We start from the raw sequence: 21,692 nt of genomic DNA, 5'->3' as shown, positions 1-21,692 counted from the left end.
TGAATCTTTACCAGGTCAAAATTTGTAGCAGAGAAACCCGTAATTTTTTGTAATTTTGCGGCTGAAATAAAGGGGTGCTTTAACAAGCTGAGATTATACCCAATGAACCTGGAACAGATAATGCTGTTTAGGGAATTTTGAAAATGTACCAATGGAACAACAGTATATCAATCATTGCTAGACTGTTAAATTAGTAAATTGCTACATTATTTAATCCGCCCCTTTTATTCATTAAATTTTTAAAATTTATAGAATGAAAGGATTATTTTTTTTAGGGCTTACCGTAGGCTCTGCGGCCTTTATCCAGGCACAAAATAAAGATTCCCTGAAGGTCAGGGAAATTGAAGCTGTCAACTTTACCAAAAGACTGCCCGTTGCTAAGGAAATCATCAACGTACAGAAAGATGTAGACAGCAGGAACCTGGGGCAGGATCTTCCGATTCTTTTAAAAAATCAAACGTCTATTATCTCAACTTCTGATGCCGGAAACGGGGTTGGATACACGGGATTTCGAATTCGTGGAGTAGAAGGAAAAGGAATTAATGTGATGATGAACGGCGTTCCATATAACGATTCTGAAAGTCAGGGAACATTTTTCGTCAATGTTCCGGATCTTACCAGTTCTGCCTCCCAGATTGTGATCCAGAGAGGTGTGGGAACTTCAAATAATGGAGTTTCAGCGTTTGGAGCAAGTATTAATGTGATCTCCAAAGAACCGGATGAGAATATGTATTTTAAGACCGATGATAGCTACGGCTCATTTAACACCTATAAATATTCGGCAGAGGCCGGTTCTGGGAAATTCTGGAAAAACAGGCTTTCAGTGATGGGAAGGTACACACGTATCCATTCTGATGGGTACATTGACAGAGCTTCTTCAAAACTGGATTCTTACAATTTCACCGCATTATTTGAAGAGGGAAAAACAAGGCTTCGGCTGATGGCTTTCGGAGGAAAAGAAAAAACCTATCAGGCATGGAACGGAATCGACCGGCCAACCTGGGAAACGAATCCCAAATTCAATTATTCAGGACAATATACAGACTTGTTTACCGGAGAAGAGAAGTTCTATGATAACGAAACGGATAATTACAGACAGAACCATTATCAGCTTTTGTGGGAACAGAAATTCAATGATAACTGGCATTTGGAAACAACACTTCATTATACTAAGGGAAGAGGATATTATGAAAACTATAAAAGGGTTGATGAAACAGATGCGGATGCAACGCATTATTCCAATTATAATCTGTCCGTACCGATCGTAAATGGATCTCCGGTGGAAATAACGGATTTTATCAGAAAAAAATGGCTGGATAATGATTTCTACGGAGCTGTTTCTACACTTTACGGAAAGTTGGATCAGGTAGATCTGAACTTCGGTGTGGTAGCGAACCAATACTATGGAAGGCATTTTGGAAATGTTACCGGGGTTTATTTTCCACAGATCAATGAGTATGAATATTACAGAAACCGTTCGGTGAAAACTGAGCTGGCAGGGTTTGCAAAAGCTTTATGGAGAACCGGGGATCACTTTGAATTTTTCGGAGATCTACAGATCAGAAATATTGATTACGATACCAAGATCCTGACTGCCGGTGACGGAGAAGGAGGAAATCTTGATAAAAACTGGCTTTTCTTTAACCCAAAGGCCGGAGTAAATTATAAAATTGGAAATGGAAAAGTTTTCCTTTCATACGCCCATGCCCACCGCGAGCCGAACAGGGATGACCTGATGAGTGATAATGAAGTGAAAGCTGAAAAACTTCACGATTTTGAGGCAGGTATTGAAAAACAGTTTGGAATCTTATCTGTAACGGCCAATTTATATTATATGTACTATGTTAATCAGTTAGTGCTAAACGGACAACTGAATAATGTAGGAGCATTTATCAGAACCAATTCAGGAAAAAGCTACAGAAGAGGTATTGAGATCGGAGCGTTGGCCAAGCTTTCCAAGCAATGGGAAGTAACAGGAAATGTCAGTCTTAGCCAGAACAGAAACCTTGATTTTAAAATTAAAAACAATGGAACTCTTCAAAACCTGGGAGATACGGACATTTCATTTTCCCCGAATGTTATTGCCAATCTTGGCTTGAAATTTAATCCTTCCAAGAGCTTTTTGTTTGCTTTAACGAATCAATATGTTGGAAAACAGTATCTGGATAATACAGGAGATAAAAACCTGGAGCTGAAAGATTATTTTCTGACAGATTTCAATGCACAGTACCAATTTACTATTGCTCATAATGATATCGCTCTAAAATTATTGGTTAATAATCTATTCAATAGAAAGTATGTTAACAACGGAGCGGTTTATGGTGGTGATCCATATTATTTTTCACAGGCCGGAACTAATTTTATGTTCGGGATCAGCTGGAAAATTCAATAATATGGATGATAACTTACCGAACAGGGTTTAATATATTCAATTTTATACCTATTTATCAAAAGACTGTTTCGGCAGTCTTTTTTTATATCCTATAAATCTCTTCAGAAAGTCACGAAAAAATTATAAATTTGCTGCCAAATGAATATTTCAGCTTACATTTTAGAATATCTGAAACAATTTGGAACTGTGACGGTTCCGGGATTCGGTGCGTTTTCGCTTAAAAACTCCAAGGCAATTATTAATTCTGAGAACGGAAGCATCCTTCCGCCTGCAAGCGAGATCGTTTTTGCGGTGGATTATGAAATACAGTCTGACGAACTGGCTGCCTTTATAGCCGGAGAAAAACAGATGTCTTTAGAAGCTTCCAGAAGTGATCTGAAAATCCAGACCGATTTTTGGAAGAAAAAACTTCAGGCAGATCAGTTTCTGGAAATACAGAACCTCGGGGTTATCCATATTGAAGATGATAAAGCCCATTTCAAAGGCAAAAGAATAGAATCTGGACATCCGGATTTTTACGGGCTTGAAGAGATCAGGCTCTCGGATATTAACAACGGTGAAAAGATCAGTACTAAAGAAAGCAAGGAGAAAGATTATACATTCAAAAAATCTATTCTTTGGATTTTCCTGCTTGTAATTCCTGTTTTGGGGATTCTTTATCTGGCGTTTACCCAAAGAGAACTTCTTTTCGGAAAAGAATCTTTTGATAAAGTTTCTGTCCAGACTTCTACACACAGAATAGTAAAAGACACCGTAAAAGCAATGGTGCGCGGTCCGGAAACGGCTGTTTCAGATTCCCTGAAAAAAGATTCATTAGCAAAACCGACAGGAAAAGGCGTAAAGCCGGCTCCGTCAGCTCAAAACAACACTAAGACTCAATGGCAAAAGTAAAAAAAGCGTCAGAATCTCTGACGATCATGACCAATATTGTTCTTCCGAACGAAACCAACTCTTTAAGAAACCTTTTTGGAGGCGAGCTTCTTGCAAAAATGGACCGTTGTGCCTCCATTTCCGCAGCCAGGCACTGTGAAAGAAGAGTTGTAACGGCATCTGTAAATCACGTTTCTTTCAACCATCCTATCCCTGAAGGTGGAGTGGTGGTTCTGGAATCTAAGGTTTCCAGAGCTTTCTCAACTTCAATGGAGGTTTATGTGGATGTTTGGTTGGATGACCCTATCAATCAGAAAAAAATTCATACCAATGAAGGTATTTATACTTTCGTTGCAGTAGATGAATTCAACCGTCCTATTCCTATCCCGGATATGATCCCGGAAACAGAAGAAGAAAAATTAAGACATGCAGCAGCCATCAGAAGAAAAGAACTGTCGCTCATCCTTTCCGGAAGAATGAAACCCCTTGAATCTGTAGAGCTTAAGAAATTGTTCCAGGAACCGGAAGAAACAAAGGAATCAAAGAAAGATAAGAAATAAGTTAACTTCTTTTAGATTTAATCTTTGCTAAGCGTTAGCGCCTTTGCGATCTTAAAAACAGCAGTTATTTAAATAAACCTTTGCGCTCTTTGCGTTAAAGTAAGATCACGTTTTATTATAATATTCGTGTTAAAAATGAAAATTCTACTTTTAGATAAAAACCATCCTCTCATCACAGAACAGCTTTTGGCTAAGAGTTTTGTATTAGAAGAAGATTTCACATCTTCCTATGATGAGGTTTGTCATAAAATTGAAAACTATGACGGAGTTATCATCAGAAGCAGAATTCCTCTGGATAAAAACTTTCTTGAAAAGGGGAAAAACCTGAAGTTCATTGCCAGAGTAGGAGCCGGAATGGAAAATATTGATATTCCTGTTGCACAGAAATTGGGAATTCAGTTGATCAATTCTCCGGAAGGTAACAGAGATTCAGTAGCAGAGCATGTTGTAGGAATGCTGTTGATTTTAATGAACCGCCTTTTCATTGCTTCCCAGGAAGTGAAAAACGGAATCTGGCTTCGTGAAGAAAACAGAGGGGATGAGCTTCTCGGGAAAACGGTAGGGCTTATAGGATACGGAAACATGGGGAAAGCTACAGCAAAAAGATTCTCAGGATTTGGCTGTAAAGTTATTTTTCATGATATCCTTCCCGGGCTTTCTGATGAGTATGCATCACAGGTCAGCTTAGACGAATTAAAACAGTCTGCAGATATTTTAAGCCTGCACATTCCGCTCACTTCTGAAACTCACTATCTTATTGATGAAAAATTTATTTCAGAAATGAAAAAAGACTTCTATTTCGTCAATACGGCAAGAGGGAAAAATGTAGAAACTAAATATTTAGTTGATGCTTTGGAATCAGGGAAAGTAAAAGGGGCCTGTCTTGATGTTCTCGAATATGAAAAAGCTTCCTTCGAAAACCTGGAAACAGAGAACGAAAATCTGAAATACCTCCTGGAATCTGAAAAAACAATCGTAACACCACACATCGCCGGATGGACTCACCAGAGTAAAGAAAAGCTGGCACAGGTGATTGTGGATAAGATCATTGCTTCCTACTGCTAGTGCAATATACTGCAAACAAAAATTACGCATTGCTCTCGCTTTTTCTTTTTGTAAATTTTATCTTTTATGTTAAATAATTCATAATGTACGTTCCGAACTGAGAATTTATTTTGAGTTTTATTAAATTGCTGCTCATTTTTTGATACTCATGACGAAGCGTAATTTTTTACTTATTGTAGCTGTTTTTTTATCCTTTATTTCCTGTAAAAAAAATTCTGAATCCAAGCAGACTTCAGCTGAAAGCACGACCAATCTTCCAAACTACGGAAATGTAGATCTGGGAAATGTTTTTAGCAAAGAAGACAGTCAGCTTGGAGATAAAAAAATACTCACAGGATATATCGATCAGTATTATAAAAAAATATGGGAAGGAGGAGACCTGAGCGGGGGAATACTCGTGGCAAAAGGAGATGAAATTCTATATGAAAGCTACAGAGGCTTCGGAAGAGAAGGAAATCAGATGCCGATCGGTAAAAATACACCGCTGCATGTAGCTTCTGTTTCAAAGACGTTAACTGCGATGGCTATGCTGAAATTGGTAGAAGCAGGAAAAATTAAGCTTACCGACCATCTTACCCAGTATTTTCCGGGATTTCCTTATCCGGATGTTACTGTGCAGACTTTGCTGGATCAAAGAAGCGGTCTTCCGAAATACGAGTATTTTATTGCCAAAATACAGCCGGTTCCGGCAGAACTTTCAAAGCCATTTATTACCAATCAGGATGTTCTGAATATGATCATCAAATACAAACCGGATCTGGCAAGAGATACGGATACAGGTTTTATGTATTGCAATACCAATTTTGCGATGCTTGCCTTATTAATACAAAAGGTTACAAAAACTCCGTTTCCGCAGGCTATGAAAGAAATGGTATTCCAGCCTTTGAAAATGGAAAATACCTATATTTTCCAGGAGAAAGATATTCCTACGGCCGCACAGTCCTTTTATTACGGTGGAAACAGGCTATATCCTTTAGACAGGCTTGATCTTATTTACGGTGATAAAAATGTATATACAACACCGAGAGACCTTTATAATTTCTCCAAAGCCATGTTTTCAAAAGACTTCTTAAAGCCAGATCTGATGCAGATGGTTTTTACACCTTACAGCAACGAAAAAGCAGGTATGAATAATTACGGACTCGGTTTCAGGATGAAGATTTTCGATAACGGCGAAAAGCTTACCTATCATAACGGATGGTGGCACGGAACCAATTCCGTATTTGCCCATCTGCTGAAGTCAAAAGTGACGATCGTGGCTATTGGAAACAAATATTCCGGTAAAGTATATACAGCACTGGCTTTATCAGGATTATTCGAGGATTTTCCGGCTCAGAAAGATAAGCTGCACAGTATAATGAACGACAATAAAGATACTTTGAATGCCGGACATGAAGTTTTTGGAGAATAATGTTTAATTTTGCTTAAACATATATGAAAAGACTTCTTCTATTATTCGTTATCTGTTTTCTTGTGCACTCATGCGCAAGAGTAGGATCTCCCGTGGGAGGCCCGAAAGATACCCTGGCTCCAAAGTTTTTAAGCTCCAATATTGACACGACAAGAGTTAATGTAAAAAGAGACATCCACGAGCTCAGGCTGGATTTTGATGAATATATTACCTTAAAGGATATCAATAAAAACCTGATCATTTCTCCGCCTATCAAAAATATAAAGCGGATTCTTCCTTCCAATATTGCCAATAAGTTCGTGATGATTCAGTGGGAAGATACTCTTCAGGCGAATACGACTTATAATTTCAACTTTGGAAACTCAATTGCAGATAATAATGAGTCCAATATTCTTAGGTATTTCAATTTTGCTTTTTCTACGGGAGATAAGCTGGATGATCTTTATATCAGCGGTGAAATATCAGACGCTGTAGCTCTTAAAAAGAAAGAGGGCGAAAATAAGCTTGTTGTAGGACTTTACCAGGTAAAAGATACCATGAATTACAGGCAAAAGCCCTATTATATTACAAAAGTGGATGAAGATGGATATTATGAGCTTAATTATCTTACGCCGGGAAAATATAAAATCATAGCTTTTGAGGATGAGAACAGCAATTCTATTTATGATCCGGGAAAAGAGAAAATAGGATTTCAAAAAGAAACTGTAGATGTTGAAAAATCTGTTTCAGGATTAAATTTAAAAGTATATCCTTCCAAAAAGCCTTTGAAATATCTTGAAATGAAAGAAAGTCCGGGGGGAATTATCATGACTTTCGAGGGAAATCCGGATGATGTGAAAGTAGCTTCTATAAATGAAAAGCTTCAGGACATTAAAGTGACCCACCGTCCGAAATCGGATACCGTAAAAATCTGGTTTGATCCTGTAAAAAGCGATGTAGGGCAGACGGTTACTGAAAACCTTAAATTCAGCTACGATATTGGCAGCAAGCAGGATACCGTTTCTGTGTTTTATAAATACAACAAGAAAAATGCAATGGATCTTGAAAACGACAGCGGAGGTCCATTGTTGGCTCCGAATTCTGACTTTAATATCAGATCCGGCTATATCATCGATAAAATCAGTCCTGAAAAATGGACTCTGAAAAGTGACAGCTTAACCACTCAGGAATTTACTGCAAAAATCTCTGAAACAGATCCTTACCAGATTCAGATTCATTCAGATTTTGTAAATGGCAAAAAATATCAGCTTACTATTCCAAAAGAAACAGTATCGTCTTATTATGCTAAAAATGCACAGTCAAAACGTTTTGATTTTGAAGTAGAAAAGGTAGATCAATTCGGAAGTCTTGCATTTAATATTCAAAATGCACCGGAGGCTAATTATTGGATCCAGCTTATGGATGCTTCGGATAAAGTTATTTATTCAAGATATACCAAAGGAAACAGTGTGAAATTTGATATCCTGAAGCCTAATGAATATATTGTAAGGATATTGGTCGATAACAACGGGAACAGATTCTGGGACGAAGCAGATTTTGAAAAAGAAACTTTTGCTGAAGATTCCTATGTCTTCTACAAAAAAGCTGTTGTACGGCCATTGTGGGAGACCAAGGAAGACTGGGATTTAAAAGATACCAGAACACTGGATAATCCTAAAGGAAATCTTCCTAAACCTGTAGATGTTCCTGCAGAAGAAACCCCTGATGCAACCGTGAAGAAGGAAGTCAACAAGGAAGTGAAGTCAGAATCCGGAAATGAAGTCCTGACACCTGTAAAATAAGGGTATGGACACAATAAAAAAAGTGTTATTCTGGACACTGGTAGTTTTTGCATTGATGCAGTTTATTTCTATTGATAAAGTAAATAAGCCTGTCAATACAGCGGTTAACTTCGTCGATACGAAAAAGACTCCGGAGAAGATTAGGGACTTGATAAAAGGAGCCTGTTACGATTGCCACTCCAATGAAACAGTATATCCGAAATATGCCTATGTTGCGCCTATTTCATGGTCAGTAAAAAGCCATGTTAATGAAGGTCGGGAACACCTTAATTTTTCTGTTTGGGGTACTTATAACAAGGAACTGAAGGAAAGCATGCTTGATAAGTCTATCCAGACAATCCAAAGTAAAGCAATGCCTATGCCTGGTTATATTGTTTATCATAAGGAAGCGAATCTTACAGAAGCAGAAAGAATATTGCTGGTGCAGTATTTCGAAAATATGCTGAAATCAAAATCTTACTGATACCAAATAAAATAACTCCCACACATTGTCATCTGCGGGAGTAAATTTCTTTATAATAACTTACCGGTTATTCTTCAGGTATTCCTTAAAAAATCTCTGCTGAGATTCAAAAGCAATATCATCAAGGTCGAGAGCTTTCAAAGGAATCCAGATTGCTTCTGATATTTCAGAAAGCTCAAGACTCACCTCAAATTTTTCCTGAACACGATACTCATAAAAAAGATCGATTGTATTGTAATCAATTTCTTTATACTGATAAATATTAGGAAGACTGGTAAGATATTTTAGGTTTGAAATATCCACATCAAGCTGAAGCTCTTCAAAAAGCTCTCTTTTGCACGTTTCCTCTGCACTTTCCCTTGGATCTACAAAACCTCCGGCCAGATCGAGTTTTCCCTTTTTAGGGTCCCGGTTTCTTCTGGTAAGGTAGATTTCATCATCACATCGGATAACAACAGCTACCGCGCCGGCAACGTTATTGTAGAGGGTAAAACCGCATTCGGGACAGCTCCATTTCTTTTCGCCGTCCCAATGCAGGGTTTCTTTGCCACAGCTTGGGCAGTATTTCAATAATTTCATCTGTTAACAATATTTTTTCAAAAGTCAGATGGAACTTCGTTTTATTGAGCAATATTAATATTTCTCGGGTGATAAGTTAAAATCACGTCCCGAAGTTCTTCTGTCTTCAGATGAGTATAGATCTCCGTAGTGGTAATACTGGAATGTCCCAGCATTTCCTGTATATAACGAAGGTCTGCCCCATTCTGTAAAAGGTGCGTTGCAAAAGAATGTCTGAAAGTGTGTGGAGATATTTTTTTGCTTACTCCAGCTTTATCTGTAAGTTCTTTAATAATCAGAAATACGATTACTCTGGACATAGATGTTCCACGGCTGTTAAGAAACAGCGTATCCTCATACTTTTTATTGATCTTGCTTTTCGAACGTACTTCTTTAATGTAAGTTTCCAAAAGTTCAGCAGTATAATCCGCTAAAGGAACGAAACGTGTTTTGTTACCCTTTCCGTTTACTTTAATGTACTGTTCTTTGAAATTGATGTTCGAAATTTTAAGGTCAATAAGTTCTGAGACACGTAATCCGCATCCGTAAAGAACTTCAATGATACAATGATTTCTCTTTCCGAGGTCAGAATTCGACTCAATGGCTGCAATGATCTTATTGATATCAGGCAGACTTAAGGTGTCAGGAAGATACAATCCCAGTTTTGGACCTTCAAGCAGTGAGGCTGGATTGTCTTCTCTGAACTCTTCCTCAAGCAGAAACTTGAAGAAAGCTTTTATCGAAGAAATCCATCTTGCTTGTGATCTTTCGCTGAACTTCTGTTTGGAAAGATTGAAGATATATTCCTGTAAGTTTTCGTAACCGATAGAGTCTGGACCGACGTTTTCCAGATCCACTTCGGCATAATCTTTTAATTTTTTGATGTCTCGAATATAGGCATCGAGTGTGTTTTCTGAAAAATTTCTTTCGAAGCGAAGAAATATTTCAAAATCTTTGATCTTTTCATCCCAGGTCATTTGTGCTTATTTTTTTAGTTCACAGTCCGATATTTGTTCTATTTCAATGTTATGGTTTCTCAAGAACGCTATCCCATCGTCGTCTGAATACTCATTAATATACACAAGTCTTGTAATTCCAGCCTGCAGAATCAGTTTACTGCATTCTTTGCATGGTGACAGCGTTAAATATAGCGTTGCACCTTTTGCAGACTGAGTGGAAGCAGCCAGCTTTAATATAGCGTTGGCTTCCGCATGAAGTACATACCAGTGTGTTTTTCCCTCTCCATCTTCACAGCAGTTTTCAAATCCCGAAGGAGTTCCGTTGTAACCGTCTGAAATAATCATCCTATCTTTTACGATAAGAGCTCCTACCTGTTTTCTCTTACAGTAGGATAGTTTTGCCCACTCTTGGGCCATTTTTAGATAAGCTTTATCAAACTTATTCATACCGCAGCATTAGTTTTTTCGAAATAATTTGGATTAAAAATCTTAGAAGTTAGGCTTTCTTTTCTCTAAAAAAGCGGTAACCCCTTCTTTCTTGTCGTTCATTTCAAAAAGTTCCCCGAAATACTTGATTTCAGATTCAAAACCTTTATCCGTATCAGACAAGTTTACGGCTTGGATGGCCTTTGATATTGCCATTGGTGAGTTATTGGCTATAATACTCGCTAATTCTTTTGTTTTAGTTAATAATTCTTCAATAGGGTATACTTCATTCACCAATCCGATTTCCTTTGCTTTTTGAGCGGGAATCATTTTGGCAGAGAAGATCATTTCGTTGGCAATACCTTTCCCTACCAGTTTAGGAAGTCTTTGTGTTCCTCCGTACCCGGGAATTAATCCCAGAGTAACTTCCGGAAGCCCCAGTCTTGCATTCTCTGATGCATATCTGATGTGGCACGCCATAGCTAGCTCTAAACCTCCTCCCAATGCAAAACCGTTCACGGCTGCAATAACAGGTTTAGATGTATTTTCAATTTTGTTGAACAGGGTATTATGCCCGTTTCTGGCCAGTTCTTCGGCTTTTTCCTGTCCAAAATCACTGAATTCTTTTATATCGGCTCCCGCTACAAATGATTTTTCGCCGCTTCCTGTAATAATGATTACCCTACAGGACTCATCAGCGTTAAGTTCATCCATGGCTGAGCTTATCTCTTGAATCGTTTTTGCGTTCAAAGCATTTAAGCTTTGAGGTCTGTTTATGGTTACAACAGCTAATTTCCCTTCCTTTTCTAATAATATATTTTCGTAACTCATTTTTCCACTATAAAATATTATTTTTTGCAAATTATGAATTTTTTACAAAAAAAAGGAAAAAATATTAGTTTTTTTTCCTTTTACTTGACGAATCCTTCAAAATACTATTTCGAGTGATTCATCATATTTGCATCAATATTGACATTGAGCTGAGATGCCACTTTCATGCCAAGCTCAATATTTGTCCTGAAAAAGTGACATAACTGACGGTTGATGATCTCATCTTTTTTCGGTCCGGTAATTCCTCTCATACTTCCTACAATGTTGCTGATTAGGTGCTCTCTATCTTCAGCCGTCATAGATTTTGTATACAATAACCCGGGTTGGGTATAATGATCATCATCATTTTCATTCCTGTTATAGTTGGCAACATGGGCACTGTCCAGCTCATATTCATAATTCTTATAGGCCGGATCCGGTTTGATGTCATCAAAGCTGTTCGGGAAATAATTCGGTTTGTCCTGATACTGGCTGGAATCTGCCATAAAACCATCTCTCTGATAGTTGTTGATTGCAAAAGGGCATCGGTTCACCTCCAGCTGATGAGCGTTTACTCCAACTCTGTATCTGTGGGCATCAGGATAAGAGAATAGCCTTCCCTGAAGCATTTTGTCCGGAGAAAAACTGATTCCGTTAATAAGACTGCTTGGTGAAAATGCAGACTGCTCTACGTGTGCAAAATAATTGACCGGAACTTCATTCAGTTCCATTTCACCCACTTCAATCATCGGGAAATCGTCATGAAACCATACTTTGGTAACATCGAATGGATTCCATCTGAAGTCTTTAGCCTGCTCTTCAGTCATCACCTGAATGTACATGGTCCATTTCGGAAAGTCACCGTTTTCAATGGCATTGCAAAGATCTTCCTGTGCAAAATCCGGGTTTTCTCCAGCCATCTTTACAGCTTCAGCATCAGTAAAGTTTTTGATTCCCTGTTTTGTTATAAAATGGAATTTCACCCATACCCTTTCATTTTGAGCGTTGATCATCGAAAAAGTATGTGATCCGAAACCGTGCATATGTCTGTAGCCGTATGGTGTTCCTCTATCTGACATTAAAATAAGAACCTGGTGAAGCGATTCCGGATTATGGCTCCAGAAATCCCACATCATCGTGGCACTTTTTAAATTGGTTTTCGGAACTCTTTTCTGGGTGTGGATGAAGTCTGGAAATTTTTTAGCATCCTTAATAAAGAATACAGGTGTGTTATTTCCTACCAGATCCCAGTTTCCGTCCTCCGTATAAAATTTTAAAGCAAAACCTCTTGGGTCTCTTGCCGTATCTGCACTTCCTTTTTCTCCGCCTACAGTAGAAAACCGGGCAAACATTCTGCATGAGTTTCCGATTTTTGAAAATAATTTGGCTTTTGTATACTGACTGATGTCGTGTGTTACGGTAAATGTTCCGTAGGCTCCGGTTCCTTTAGCATGCACAATTCTCTCGGGGATTCTTTCCCTTACAAAGTGCGCAAGGTTTTCCTGAAGAATGAAATCCTGCAGCAGGACAGGCCCTCTTGGACCTACTGTCTGTGAGTCCTGATGTTCAAAATAAGGTGCGCCGTTGCTTAGCGTTAATTTTTTAGAATCCATATAGTTATGATTTGTATGGTTGATTTCCCTTGTGAACTGTCTTATGAAGACGTATTAAATATCAAATTTACTTGAATTTTTGATTACAAATAGCAAAAACATTTTATCTTTGTAATAGATAATATTAATCAGATGAACATTCAGCAACTGGAGTATCTTATCGCTGTAGATAAGTACAAACATTTTGGTAAAGCAGCTCAGGCATGCTTTATTACACAGCCTACACTAAGTGCGATGATACAAAAATTTGAGGATGAACTGGATGTGAAGGTGTTCGACAGAACCACACACCCCATTCGTACGACAGATGTAGGGCTCCAAATCATTGATCAGGCAAAGGTAATTATAGAATCTGTCAATGAGCTGAAAAATAAGGCCAATCTTTTAAATAATATTTTGGGTGGAACGATCAATTTAGGAATCATTCCTACCGTTTCTTCCTTCATTTTACCGACAGAGATCTTTAAATTTTTGGAAGACAACCCGAAAATCCAGATGAATGTAAAAGAAATGACTACTGATAATATTGTCAAGGCTTTAAAAGCAGGTGAACTGGATGCCGGAATCATTTCTACACCTTATGATTCTGCCGATGAATTTTATCAGGACTTCCTTTTCAATGAAGAACTGATGATCTACAGCTCCAATACGGAAGCGAATAAAAAGAATTCTTACATCATACCTGAAGAGCTGAATGTTGAAAAGGTTTGGCTCTTGGAAGAAGGAAACTGTCTGAGAAACCAGTTTGAGAATATCTGTCATTTAAAAGAAAATACGTTGAAGCCTAAGAATTTAGATTTCTTAGCATCCAATATCCAGACTTTGGTCCATATGGTGGATAAGGTAGGAGGGATCAGTATTCTGCCGGAATTAGCATTAAGCCAGCTTTCGGAAGAGCAGAAGGAGAATGTTTTCAGGTTCAAAAAGCCTTTTCCTTACAGAGAGATCAGCATTATTTATTATAAGCCGACCTTTAAGCAGAAAATCATTGATGAACTTTCACTGTCCATCAAAAATTCTCTTGAGCTTAAACTGAATTATCATATAAACCCGAAGGAATTTGTGAGCATCAAGCCGCAATGAACTAAGAAGGCCGCAAAATGATATAAATCATTAATTTTAAGAAAATTATAATTAATAAGCAAAATCCTTTAGTATTAAAAAAATAGTACTTAAATTTGCGGACGTTTATAAACGAGGAAAAATTTGACCTGATTGCAACCTCTCTAAAAATATGCTAAAACAGTATTCTTTCTAGGCAATTTATTCTTATTTTTCTTCACACATTTTTAATCTAAAAAACAAAGAATAATATGTCTTATCTATTTACATCTGAATCAGTTTCAGAAGGACATCCGGATAAAATTGCCGATCAGATCTCCGATGCATTAATCGATCACTTTTTAGCATATGATAAAAGCTCTAAGGTAGCATGTGAAACCCTTGTAACGACAGGGCAGGTTGTGCTGGCCGGAGAAGTGAAGTCCGATGCATATCTTGATGTTCAAACGATTGCAAGAGATGTTATTAACGGAATTGGATACACTAAAGGGGAATATATGTTCAACGGAGATTCGTGCGGAGTTATTTCTGCAATTCACGAACAGTCTCCGGATATCAATCAGGGAGTTGACAGAGCGGTAAACGACGAATCTTTTGAAGCTAAGGCCAATGCACAGGGAGCTGGTGACCAAGGGATGATGTTCGGTTATGCAACCAACGAAACGGCGAATTATATGCCGCTTGCTCTGGACCTTGCCCATACTATTCTTAAAGAACTTTCTGTATTGAGAAGAGAAGGAAACGAAATCGCTTACCTTCGTCCGGATGCAAAAAGCCAAGTAACTATTGAATATTCTGACGATCACAAGCCAGTAAGAATTGATTCTATCGTGGTTTCTACACAGCATGATGACTTCGGAACTGAAGAAGAAATGCTTAATAAAATCCGTGAAGACATCAAAAATATCCTTGTTCCAAGAGTGGTAGCTCAACAGACTGAAGAAATCAAGGCACTATTCAATGATCAGATCAAATATCACATCAACCCTACAGGAAAATTTGTGATCGGTGGTCCTCACGGGGATACAGGTCTTACGGGAAGAAAGATCATTGTAGATACCTACGGAGGAAAAGGAGCTCACGGTGGTGGTGCTTTTTCTGGAAAAGACCCGTCAAAAGTAGACAGAAGTGCTGCTTACGCTACAAGACATATTGCTAAAAACTTGGTGGCTGCAGGAGTAGCTGATGAAGTTTTGGTACAGGTTTCCTATGCAATTGGTGTTGCTGAGCCTTGTGGTTTATATATCAACACTTACGGAACTTCGAAAGTGGATCTTCATGATGGTGATATTGCTAAAAAAGTGACTTCGATCTTTGATTTAAGACCTTACGCGATTGAGCAGAACTTAAAATTAAGAAACCCTATCTACCAGGAAACGGCCTCTTACGGGCATATGGGGAAAGAGCATTATATAGCTGACAAAACATTCAATAAAGGTCAGAAAAATGAAATTACCCTCACAGGTCTTGAGTTCTTTACGTGGGAAAAACTTGACAAAGTAGACGAAATTAAAGCTGCTTTCGGCATTTAATTTGTCTTCAGAAATAATAAATAGGACTGCTTTATCTTTGGGTAAGGCAGTTTTTTTTAATTTTACACCTTAAATAATTAGAGATGATGAATTTTAGATCAGCAGCTACCGTACTTTTTATATTTTTCCTTAGCATAGTGGCAAAGGCGCAGTACACCATGCATAAAATGGTCAGCGTGGGCTATACCTACCAGAATCAAAGCTTTGGGGAGTTGGGAGGCAAGCTGCTCTTTCTGAAGAATGATGATGTGATATACAGGCTGGGCGCATCTGCTCTGATGGGATCTGCAGATTCCAAATTTGCGATCATGCCGAAATTGCAGGCCGATGTGCTTCTTAACTTTGAAAAAAATGTTGATTTTTATCATTCCTACTATCTGTTGATAGGAGCAGAAGGAACCAATAAATATATCGCACCAAAAATAGGAGTCACTCTTTTCGGGATTTTAGATCTCGCAGGAGGCTATGCTTTCCCGCTTGGAAATGCGCGTTTGAACGGAAAAGAGCTGAAAGGTTTAAATATTAATTTAACATTAAATATTCCGACTGTCTTTATTCATGATATGTTTAAGTGATTTTTTTTAAATTTTCCCGTAAAAATTTAATAATAGGTTAACAGTTATTAAAAAATTATTATATTTACACCATATAATAATTGTACTGCCTATTGATTTTACTTTACTCTAAAAAACTGCTTTGTATTTACAGCTAGGGCCAGATAAAATATCTGGAGAATTGCTGGTCTGCAAATTTTTATTATTTGAGAAGAGTTATGAAATCAAAAACGGACAGCCTACTAATTTCCCTTTACCAGAAAGGAGACGAAGAAGCCCTATCAGCCCTTATTCATCGTCATCAAAGAGAACTGTTTACATTCATTTTTTACAAAATTAATGATGAAGACCTAGCCAATGATGTTTTTCAGGATACATTCATGAAGATCATCCTGATGCTGAAAGAAGGACGATATAACGAAGAAGGAAAATTTATTCTTTGGGCAAAAAGAATTGCACACAACCTTATTATTGATCATTTCAGACTGAAAGCGAAAAACATTAAAGTTTCAGAAACCACTTTTGAAACAGACGAGTATTCTATTTTCGATCTGATCAGAGAACCTTCGGAAAATATTGAAGATCAGCTTGTAACGATGCAGATCCAGGAGGATTTGTTAAGAATGCTTCAATTTCTGCCACAGAACCAGCAGGAAGTCATTAAATTAAGATTTTTCGATGGCTTAAGCTTCAAAGAAATTGCAGATCATACCAATATGAGTATCAATACCACATTGGGTAGAGTACGCTATGCACTCATTAACCTGAGAAAAATCATGGATGAAAATAACATTGTATTGACACGTTAGGATAATATTTTAGAAAAATTCACGTTTAAAGGAAAACATACTTTCGCCTATGAAAAAAAATGATTCCTTAAAAGTGAAAACTTTGAAACCTAAGAAACAAACAATTGATTTTTTACTGAGTTACTCAAAAAGTCTTGAATTGGTACAAACCAAAAGCAAGAATTTCCCGATTTCCAAAAATTAAAATTATTAATTTTGTGCTGTATGAAAATTCAGCACATTTTTTTTGACCTGGACAATACGCTCTGGGATCACCGTAAGAACGCCTACCTTACCATCAAAGACCTTTTTGAAAAGCAGGAAATCACTTTACATTATAATATCGACTTTGAGGCCTTCCATTCTGTCTATCATGAAATTAATGAGAGCCTTTGGGAAAAGATCAGAGACGGTATCATCGGTAAAGAATACCTGAGAAAACACCGTTTCTATGATACTTTCAAACATTTTGGAGTGGATGATGAAGAGCTTTCGCAATATTTTGAAGAGCATTTCCTTGATAAGATCCTCAACCACAACGAGCTGGTAGAGGGAGCGGAATATATTTTGGAATATCTTAAATCCAAGCAATATACATTGCATGTGATTTCCAACGGCTTCCAGGAAGTGACAGAGAGGAAATGCATTCTTTCAGGAATTGATAAATACTTTAAAACCATTACCAGTGCTGACTCCGTTGGGGTGAGAAAACCCAATCCGAAGATATTTGAATATTCATTAGGGCTTGCAGAAGCCAGTAAAGAAGAAAGTATCCTGATTGGTGACGACTGGATCGCAGATGTTGTAGGCTCCCAAAACTATGGACTTGATGTGATTTTCTTTGATGTTTACAAAGAAAATAGGCAGGAAGAAGGTCTAAAAAGTATTACCCATCTTCTGCAGATCAAAGAATATTTATAAAATGCATAGCTTTCAATAGCTGCAAAATTTATTTTTTTGAACCATTAAGATGATTGAAAATTTTAAGTTTAATTAAGAAAAAATCAAATGCTTTTATTAAGCAGCAGCTTTCTTAATTTTCTTAAACACTCATCTGATCTTAATGGTTCAATTTTTTTCACTATTCATTCTCCACTTTTCATTTTTCCTAATTCTTTCCTAAATTGATTCTGAACTTTGCTTCATAATAAAACAGAAAAAATTTTATATTATGAAAAGTTTTAGAAAAATCACCGGAGCATTTGTTTTAATTTTCTTACTTACAGGAGGATTTATTTTTGCACAGGACAAAGCAATCAACGCCAATCAGCTGCCTAAAACGGCTAAAAATTTCCTTGCGTCCCATTTTAAAGGTGTTGCTGTAGGATCGGCTATTGAGGACAGAGAAATCTATGGCGTTGATGAATACCAGGTTTATCTTGCTAACGGTATGAAGGTAGAATTCGACAGCAGCGGAAACTGGAAAGAAGTGGACGGGAAACACCAGAAACTGCCTTATGCATTTATTCCGGCATCGATCAGGAACTATGCTGCCAAGAACTTTCCTAATACCTATATTGTTAAGATAGAAAAGGGAAGATGGTCTTATAAGGCTGAACTTTCCAACGGACTGGATCTTGAATTTGACAGAAAAGGAAATTTCAAGAGGATTGATGATTAATTCATTGAAAAAATATATGAAGGAAGATGAAAGGCAAAGGATGGAAGTTTTAAGTAACAGTATCAATTGAGAATATTTAATTACTATTGTAAAAATGACCGTCAGATATTTGCTGTTTGAAAAAAGCTTTGAGCTTCCATCTTCCTTTCTATTTCATATATTTGAGAGACCAATATTGCAGAATGAAGATATTAATCATAGAAGATGAACCGGAACTGAAAGACACTGTACAGACTTTTCTGGAAGCAGAGCATTTTATTGTAGAATTTGCTCTTACCTACAATGCAGGGCTGGAAAAGATCATTTCGTATGAATATGACTGTATTCTTCTTGATATTATGCTGCCGGACGGAAACGGTATGGAGCTGCTGAAAGAGATTAAAAAACTCCATAAAAAAGATCCTGTGATCATTCTGTCAGCTAAAGATTCTGTTGATGATAAAGTTGCAGGGTTGGAAATAGGTGCCGATGATTATCTGGCAAAACCTTTTCATCTTGCTGAGCTGATGGCGAGAATCCGGTCTGTGATCAGAAGAAAAAACCAGGATGGTGAAAATACAATCAGCTATAAAAATATCAGTATAGATCCGGAAAACAGAACCGTTAAAGTAGGAAATGAAGATCTGATTCTTAACCGTAAGGAATATGATCTCCTGTACTATTTTGTGATCCACCCGGAAAAAACGCTGCAGAAAACAACTTTGGCTGAAGCCATCTGGGGAGATTATATTGATCAGGCAGACAGTCTGAATTTTATCTATTCACAAATTAAAAATCTCCGTAAAAAATTGAAAAGCCTCAATGCAGAAGGCGATTTCCAGGCCGTTTATGGAATTGGTTATAAATTTGTCTAGATGAAAGTTTCCTTAAAATATTACACTATCAAATATATGATTGGCATTCTGCTATTGATCATTGCGGTCTGGGCGGCGCTATTTTATGCCTATATCCTGGACGAAGTGTATGATAATGTAGATGACGGACTGAAAGACAGAAAGATACAAATCATTAAGGCCGTATATCACGATCCTAAACTGTTGGACAGTAAAGATTTCGGATTCAACGAATTTAAGATCAAACCGATTTCAAAATCTGAATATAAAGATAAAAACAGGCTCTATAATAAGATGTTTTATATGGAGTATGATGATAAGGACCAGCCTTACCGTGTACTTGAGACTGATTTTATAGATCAGTTCGGAAAACGTCAGAGGCTTGAAATACGGACCTCTACTGTAGAGCAGGATGAATTGGTGTATGACCTGACTACAGCTTTAATTGTGCTGTATATTTTACTTGTGATAAGTATTATTGCTGTCAACGGTTATATGCTGAATAAAGCCATGCGTCCGTTCTATACGATTTTGGGAAGGCTGAAAAAATACCAGTTCGGGGCTTCTTCCCCACAGGAACCTCAGAATTATTCTATCAAAGAATTTGAAGAGCTTAATGTGGAAATTGAGGAAATGATTAAACGGAACGAATTTGTCTTCCATCAGCAGAAGCAGTTTATTGAAAATGCATCCCATGAGCTTCAGACACCGCTGGCTATTGTGACTAATAAAATCGATCTGGCGATCCAGAATGGCGGTCTTGACAGGAAAAATATGAGCTTCCTTACCGAAGTAAAGGGTGACCTTAGAAGAATGGCAGGACTGAATAAATCCCTGCTCATGCTTTCAAAAATAGAGAACAGCCAGTTCAATAAAATGGCAAAAGTAAATTTCAATGAAATGATTGTAGAGCTGGTTAAGAGCTATGAGGATTTTATCGAATTCAAAAAAGTTGAAGTCAGCATTGTTGAAAAAGGATTCTTTGGGGCAGATTTTAATCCTGATCTGGCGGATATCCTGCTTTCCAATCTGCTTAAAAATGCAGTTAAGTATAATAATCAGGAGGGAATTGTCAATATTATTATAGAAAACAACAGGCTGATCTTTCAGAATAGTGGTAATGGGGTTCCATTAGATAAGGAACGGATCTTCAACCGCTTTTACAAACAGGGTTCAGATCACAGTTCTACCGGTTTGGGACTGTCTATCATCAGGACTATAACAAAACAATATCCCGGATGGGATATTGTCTATGAGTTTGAAGATGAAACGCATTGCTTCATTCTTTCTAAAAACAATGCTTTGGTATCTAATGCTTAAATTCCTAAGCTTGCTCTTACTTTTTTGATAGTTCCGGTAGCAACAACTCTTGTTTTTGCAGCACCTTCCTGAAGTTTTGCCTCCAGCTCATCCAGATTGTTCATATAATAAGTGAACATCTCTCTTTCTTTTGCAAAACGGGTTAAGATCAGATTTAACAGCTCTAATTTAGCATGCCCGTAACCGAAGTTTCCGGCAAGATATTTAGTTCTTAGCTCTTCCGTCTGCTCAGGAGTAGCGATTAGCTCATAAATGGCAAAAACTTTATCTGTTTCTGGGTCTTTTGGCTCCTCCAGACCTTTAGAATCGGTTTCTATACTCATTACCTGTTTTTTCAGTTCTTTTTCAGGTAAGAAAATATTAATGATATTTCCCATGGATTTAGACATTTTACGGCCATCTGTTCCGGGAACATATTTCGTGTCTTCCTGAAGCTCAGATTGAGGCAGAACGAAAACTTCCCCCATCTGATTGTTGAACCTTGATGCTACATCACGGGCAATTTCAAGATGCTGAAGCTGATCCTTTCCTACAGGAACTACTTCTGCATCATACAGTAAAATATCCGCAGCCATCAGAATAGGATAGGTGAAGAGTCCGGCGTTAACGTCCTGAAGCCTGTCTGCTTTATCCTTAAATGAATGCGCAAGGGTTAATCTCTGGTAAGGAAAAAAACATGATAAATGCCAAGAAAGTTCACAGGTTTCAGGGATATCACTCTGTCTGTAAAAATATGTTTTTTCTGTATCCAGCCCACAAGCAAGCCAAGCCGCAGCAATCTCGTAGGTATTCTGTTTTAAAACCTGCGCATCTTTGATCTGGGTAAGAGAATGAAGATTCGCAATGAATAAAAATGATTCATTTCCTTCCTGCTTGGAAAGTTCAATAGCAGGAATAATCGCCCCAAGGAGATTTCCAAGATGGGGGGTTCCGGTGGCTTGAATGCCGGTAAGAATTCTTGACATTTGTTTAGATTGTTTATAAAATTAATGAATTGCAAATTTAATTAATTCTCCCGCAGATTACACAGATTTGCACAGATGTTTGTATGAAATTAAAATCGCGGAGAATTTT

At 37.5% G+C, this 21,692-nt stretch carries 21 protein-coding genes; 15 read left to right on the top strand and 6 right to left on the bottom strand.

All coding sequences use genetic code 11. From position 1 onward, the window contains the following. The first annotated feature begins 253 nt into the window (after positions 1-253). The 7 genes from ACMGDK_RS12915 (at position 254) to ACMGDK_RS12885 (ending at position 8,542) form a co-directional block, all read left to right on the top strand. On the top strand, positions 254-2,392 hold the full coding sequence (locus ACMGDK_RS12915) for a TonB-dependent receptor (RefSeq protein WP_436808338.1): 2,139 nt from the start codon (positions 254-256) through the stop codon (positions 2,390-2,392). Positions 2,393-2,530: 138 nt separating this feature from the next. Beyond that, complete coding sequence (locus ACMGDK_RS12910; protein WP_436808337.1) at positions 2,531-3,283, top strand: HU domain-containing protein; 753 nt, start codon at positions 2,531-2,533, stop codon at positions 3,281-3,283. After that, positions 3,271-3,822 (top strand): acyl-CoA thioesterase, encoded by a 552-nt coding sequence (locus tag ACMGDK_RS12905; protein WP_436808336.1) that lies wholly within the window; start codon positions 3,271-3,273, stop codon positions 3,820-3,822. Before ACMGDK_RS12910 ends, ACMGDK_RS12905 begins: the two co-directional genes overlap by 13 nt. 135 nt (positions 3,823-3,957) lie before the next feature. After that, positions 3,958-4,887 carry a 2-hydroxyacid dehydrogenase gene (locus ACMGDK_RS12900; RefSeq protein ID WP_436808335.1) on the top strand — a complete coding sequence of 310 codons (930 nt, stop codon included), beginning with the start codon at positions 3,958-3,960 and terminating at the stop codon, positions 4,885-4,887. A 148-nt stretch (positions 4,888-5,035) separates the two neighbouring features. Then, positions 5,036-6,298 carry a serine hydrolase domain-containing protein gene (locus ACMGDK_RS12895; RefSeq protein ID WP_436808334.1) on the top strand — a complete coding sequence of 421 codons (1,263 nt, stop codon included), beginning with the start codon at positions 5,036-5,038 and terminating at the stop codon, positions 6,296-6,298. Between the two features lie 23 nt (positions 6,299-6,321). Next, positions 6,322-8,079, top strand: coding sequence for an Ig-like domain-containing domain (locus ACMGDK_RS12890; RefSeq protein ID WP_436808333.1), 1,758 nt, complete (start codon positions 6,322-6,324; stop codon positions 8,077-8,079). 4 nt (positions 8,080-8,083) lie between these two features. Further along, positions 8,084-8,542 (top strand): heme-binding domain-containing protein, encoded by a 459-nt coding sequence (locus ACMGDK_RS12885; RefSeq protein WP_436808332.1) that lies wholly within the window; start codon positions 8,084-8,086, stop codon positions 8,540-8,542. Positions 8,543-8,602: 60 nt separating this feature from the next. On the opposite strand, the gene ACMGDK_RS12880 is transcribed toward ACMGDK_RS12885, so the two are convergent. From ACMGDK_RS12880 to ACMGDK_RS12860, 5 genes are all read right to left on the bottom strand, one after another. After that, on the bottom strand, positions 8,603-9,121 hold the full coding sequence (locus ACMGDK_RS12880) for an NUDIX hydrolase (protein WP_436808331.1): 519 nt from the start codon (positions 9,119-9,121) through the stop codon (positions 8,603-8,605). A 41-nt stretch (positions 9,122-9,162) separates the two neighbouring features. Continuing rightward, positions 9,163-10,077 carry a site-specific tyrosine recombinase XerD gene (gene xerD / locus ACMGDK_RS12875; protein ID WP_436808330.1) on the bottom strand — a complete coding sequence of 305 codons (915 nt, stop codon included), beginning with the start codon at positions 10,075-10,077 and terminating at the stop codon, positions 9,163-9,165. Positions 10,078-10,083: 6 nt separating this feature from the next. Next, positions 10,084-10,506: a deoxycytidylate deaminase gene (locus ACMGDK_RS12870; protein ID WP_111958590.1), complete on the bottom strand. Its 423-nt coding sequence runs from the start codon at positions 10,504-10,506 to the stop codon at positions 10,084-10,086. A gap of 42 nt (positions 10,507-10,548) precedes the next feature. Beyond that, complete coding sequence (locus ACMGDK_RS12865; protein WP_436808329.1) at positions 10,549-11,316, bottom strand: enoyl-CoA hydratase/isomerase family protein; 768 nt, start codon at positions 11,314-11,316, stop codon at positions 10,549-10,551. Between the two features lie 104 nt (positions 11,317-11,420). Next, on the bottom strand, positions 11,421-12,908 hold the full coding sequence (locus ACMGDK_RS12860) for a catalase (RefSeq protein WP_436808328.1): 1,488 nt from the start codon (positions 12,906-12,908) through the stop codon (positions 11,421-11,423). Between the two features lie 132 nt (positions 12,909-13,040). Between ACMGDK_RS12860 and ACMGDK_RS12855 the strand changes: the two genes are divergently transcribed. The 8 genes from ACMGDK_RS12855 to ACMGDK_RS12820 all read left to right on the top strand — a co-directional run bounded on the left by ACMGDK_RS12855 (position 13,041) and on the right by ACMGDK_RS12820 (position 20,618). After that, a complete protein-coding gene (locus ACMGDK_RS12855) occupies positions 13,041-13,991 on the top strand; it encodes a LysR substrate-binding domain-containing protein (RefSeq protein ID WP_426047978.1) in 951 nt (316 codons plus the stop codon). Positions 13,992-14,221: 230 nt separating this feature from the next. Beyond that, positions 14,222-15,502, top strand: coding sequence for a methionine adenosyltransferase (metK, locus tag ACMGDK_RS12850; protein ID WP_436808327.1), 1,281 nt, complete (start codon positions 14,222-14,224; stop codon positions 15,500-15,502). Positions 15,503-15,585: 83 nt separating this feature from the next. After that, the gene (locus ACMGDK_RS12845; RefSeq protein ID WP_436808326.1) at positions 15,586-16,077 is read left to right on the top strand and encodes a hypothetical protein; all 492 of its coding nucleotides are present in this window, start codon (positions 15,586-15,588) and stop codon (positions 16,075-16,077) included. Positions 16,078-16,274: 197 nt separating this feature from the next. Further along, on the top strand, positions 16,275-16,865 hold the full coding sequence (locus tag ACMGDK_RS12840; protein WP_436808325.1) for an RNA polymerase sigma factor: 591 nt from the start codon (positions 16,275-16,277) through the stop codon (positions 16,863-16,865). A 204-nt stretch (positions 16,866-17,069) separates the two neighbouring features. Then, the gene (locus ACMGDK_RS12835; RefSeq protein ID WP_436808324.1) at positions 17,070-17,765 is read left to right on the top strand and encodes a YjjG family noncanonical pyrimidine nucleotidase; all 696 of its coding nucleotides are present in this window, start codon (positions 17,070-17,072) and stop codon (positions 17,763-17,765) included. A 250-nt stretch (positions 17,766-18,015) separates the two neighbouring features. Next, the gene (locus ACMGDK_RS12830) at positions 18,016-18,465 is read left to right on the top strand and encodes a PepSY-like domain-containing protein (RefSeq protein ID WP_436808323.1); all 450 of its coding nucleotides are present in this window, start codon (positions 18,016-18,018) and stop codon (positions 18,463-18,465) included. 182 nt (positions 18,466-18,647) lie between these two features. Then, a complete protein-coding gene (locus ACMGDK_RS12825) occupies positions 18,648-19,319 on the top strand; it encodes a response regulator transcription factor (RefSeq protein ID WP_436808322.1) in 672 nt (223 codons plus the stop codon). Further along, a complete protein-coding gene (locus tag ACMGDK_RS12820; protein WP_436808321.1) occupies positions 19,320-20,618 on the top strand; it encodes a sensor histidine kinase in 1,299 nt (432 codons plus the stop codon). It begins immediately after the preceding gene. Here the strand turns inward: ACMGDK_RS12820 and trpS are convergent. After that, the gene (gene trpS, locus ACMGDK_RS12815) at positions 20,615-21,583 is read right to left on the bottom strand and encodes a tryptophan--tRNA ligase (RefSeq protein ID WP_436808320.1); all 969 of its coding nucleotides are present in this window, start codon (positions 21,581-21,583) and stop codon (positions 20,615-20,617) included. The two genes, ACMGDK_RS12820 and trpS, sit on opposite strands and share 4 nt — an antisense overlap. Positions 21,584-21,692 lie beyond the last annotated feature (109 nt).

This window comes from Chryseobacterium hilariae (assembly GCF_051400735.1).
Lineage (GTDB): Bacteria > Bacteroidota > Bacteroidia > Flavobacteriales > Weeksellaceae > Chryseobacterium.
Note: the sequence above shows the minus strand (reverse complement) of the source record. Positions and strands in the feature narration are given on the sequence as shown.

Coding starts and splice junctions, on each gene's coding strand:
- ACMGDK_RS12825 (WP_436808322.1), top strand. CDS start 18,648: ATGAAGATATTAATCATAGAAGATGAACCGGAACTGAAAGACACTGTA.
- ACMGDK_RS12865 (WP_436808329.1), bottom strand. CDS start 11,316: ATGAGTTACGAAAATATATTATTAGAAAAGGAAGGGAAATTAGCTGTT.
- ACMGDK_RS12830 (WP_436808323.1), top strand. CDS start 18,016: ATGAAAAGTTTTAGAAAAATCACCGGAGCATTTGTTTTAATTTTCTTA.
- ACMGDK_RS12890 (WP_436808333.1), top strand. CDS start 6,322: ATGAAAAGACTTCTTCTATTATTCGTTATCTGTTTTCTTGTGCACTCA.
- ACMGDK_RS12880 (WP_436808331.1), bottom strand. CDS start 9,121: ATGAAATTATTGAAATACTGCCCAAGCTGTGGCAAAGAAACCCTGCAT.
- ACMGDK_RS12885 (WP_436808332.1), top strand. CDS start 8,084: ATGGACACAATAAAAAAAGTGTTATTCTGGACACTGGTAGTTTTTGCA.
- ACMGDK_RS12910 (WP_436808337.1), top strand. CDS start 2,531: ATGAATATTTCAGCTTACATTTTAGAATATCTGAAACAATTTGGAACT.
- ACMGDK_RS12915 (WP_436808338.1), top strand. CDS start 254: ATGAAAGGATTATTTTTTTTAGGGCTTACCGTAGGCTCTGCGGCCTTT.
- ACMGDK_RS12820 (WP_436808321.1), top strand. CDS start 19,320: ATGAAAGTTTCCTTAAAATATTACACTATCAAATATATGATTGGCATT.
- ACMGDK_RS12905 (WP_436808336.1), top strand. CDS start 3,271: ATGGCAAAAGTAAAAAAAGCGTCAGAATCTCTGACGATCATGACCAAT.
- ACMGDK_RS12840 (WP_436808325.1), top strand. CDS start 16,275: ATGAAATCAAAAACGGACAGCCTACTAATTTCCCTTTACCAGAAAGGA.
- ACMGDK_RS12860 (WP_436808328.1), bottom strand. CDS start 12,908: ATGGATTCTAAAAAATTAACGCTAAGCAACGGCGCACCTTATTTTGAA.
- trpS (WP_436808320.1), bottom strand. CDS start 21,583: ATGTCAAGAATTCTTACCGGCATTCAAGCCACCGGAACCCCCCATCTT.
- ACMGDK_RS12835 (WP_436808324.1), top strand. CDS start 17,070: ATGAAAATTCAGCACATTTTTTTTGACCTGGACAATACGCTCTGGGAT.
- ACMGDK_RS12855 (WP_426047978.1), top strand. CDS start 13,041: ATGAACATTCAGCAACTGGAGTATCTTATCGCTGTAGATAAGTACAAA.
- metK (WP_436808327.1), top strand. CDS start 14,222: ATGTCTTATCTATTTACATCTGAATCAGTTTCAGAAGGACATCCGGAT.
- ACMGDK_RS12900 (WP_436808335.1), top strand. CDS start 3,958: ATGAAAATTCTACTTTTAGATAAAAACCATCCTCTCATCACAGAACAG.
- xerD (WP_436808330.1), bottom strand. CDS start 10,077: ATGACCTGGGATGAAAAGATCAAAGATTTTGAAATATTTCTTCGCTTC.
- ACMGDK_RS12895 (WP_436808334.1), top strand. CDS start 5,036: ATGACGAAGCGTAATTTTTTACTTATTGTAGCTGTTTTTTTATCCTTT.
- ACMGDK_RS12845 (WP_436808326.1), top strand. CDS start 15,586: ATGATGAATTTTAGATCAGCAGCTACCGTACTTTTTATATTTTTCCTT.
- ACMGDK_RS12870 (WP_111958590.1), bottom strand. CDS start 10,506: ATGAATAAGTTTGATAAAGCTTATCTAAAAATGGCCCAAGAGTGGGCA.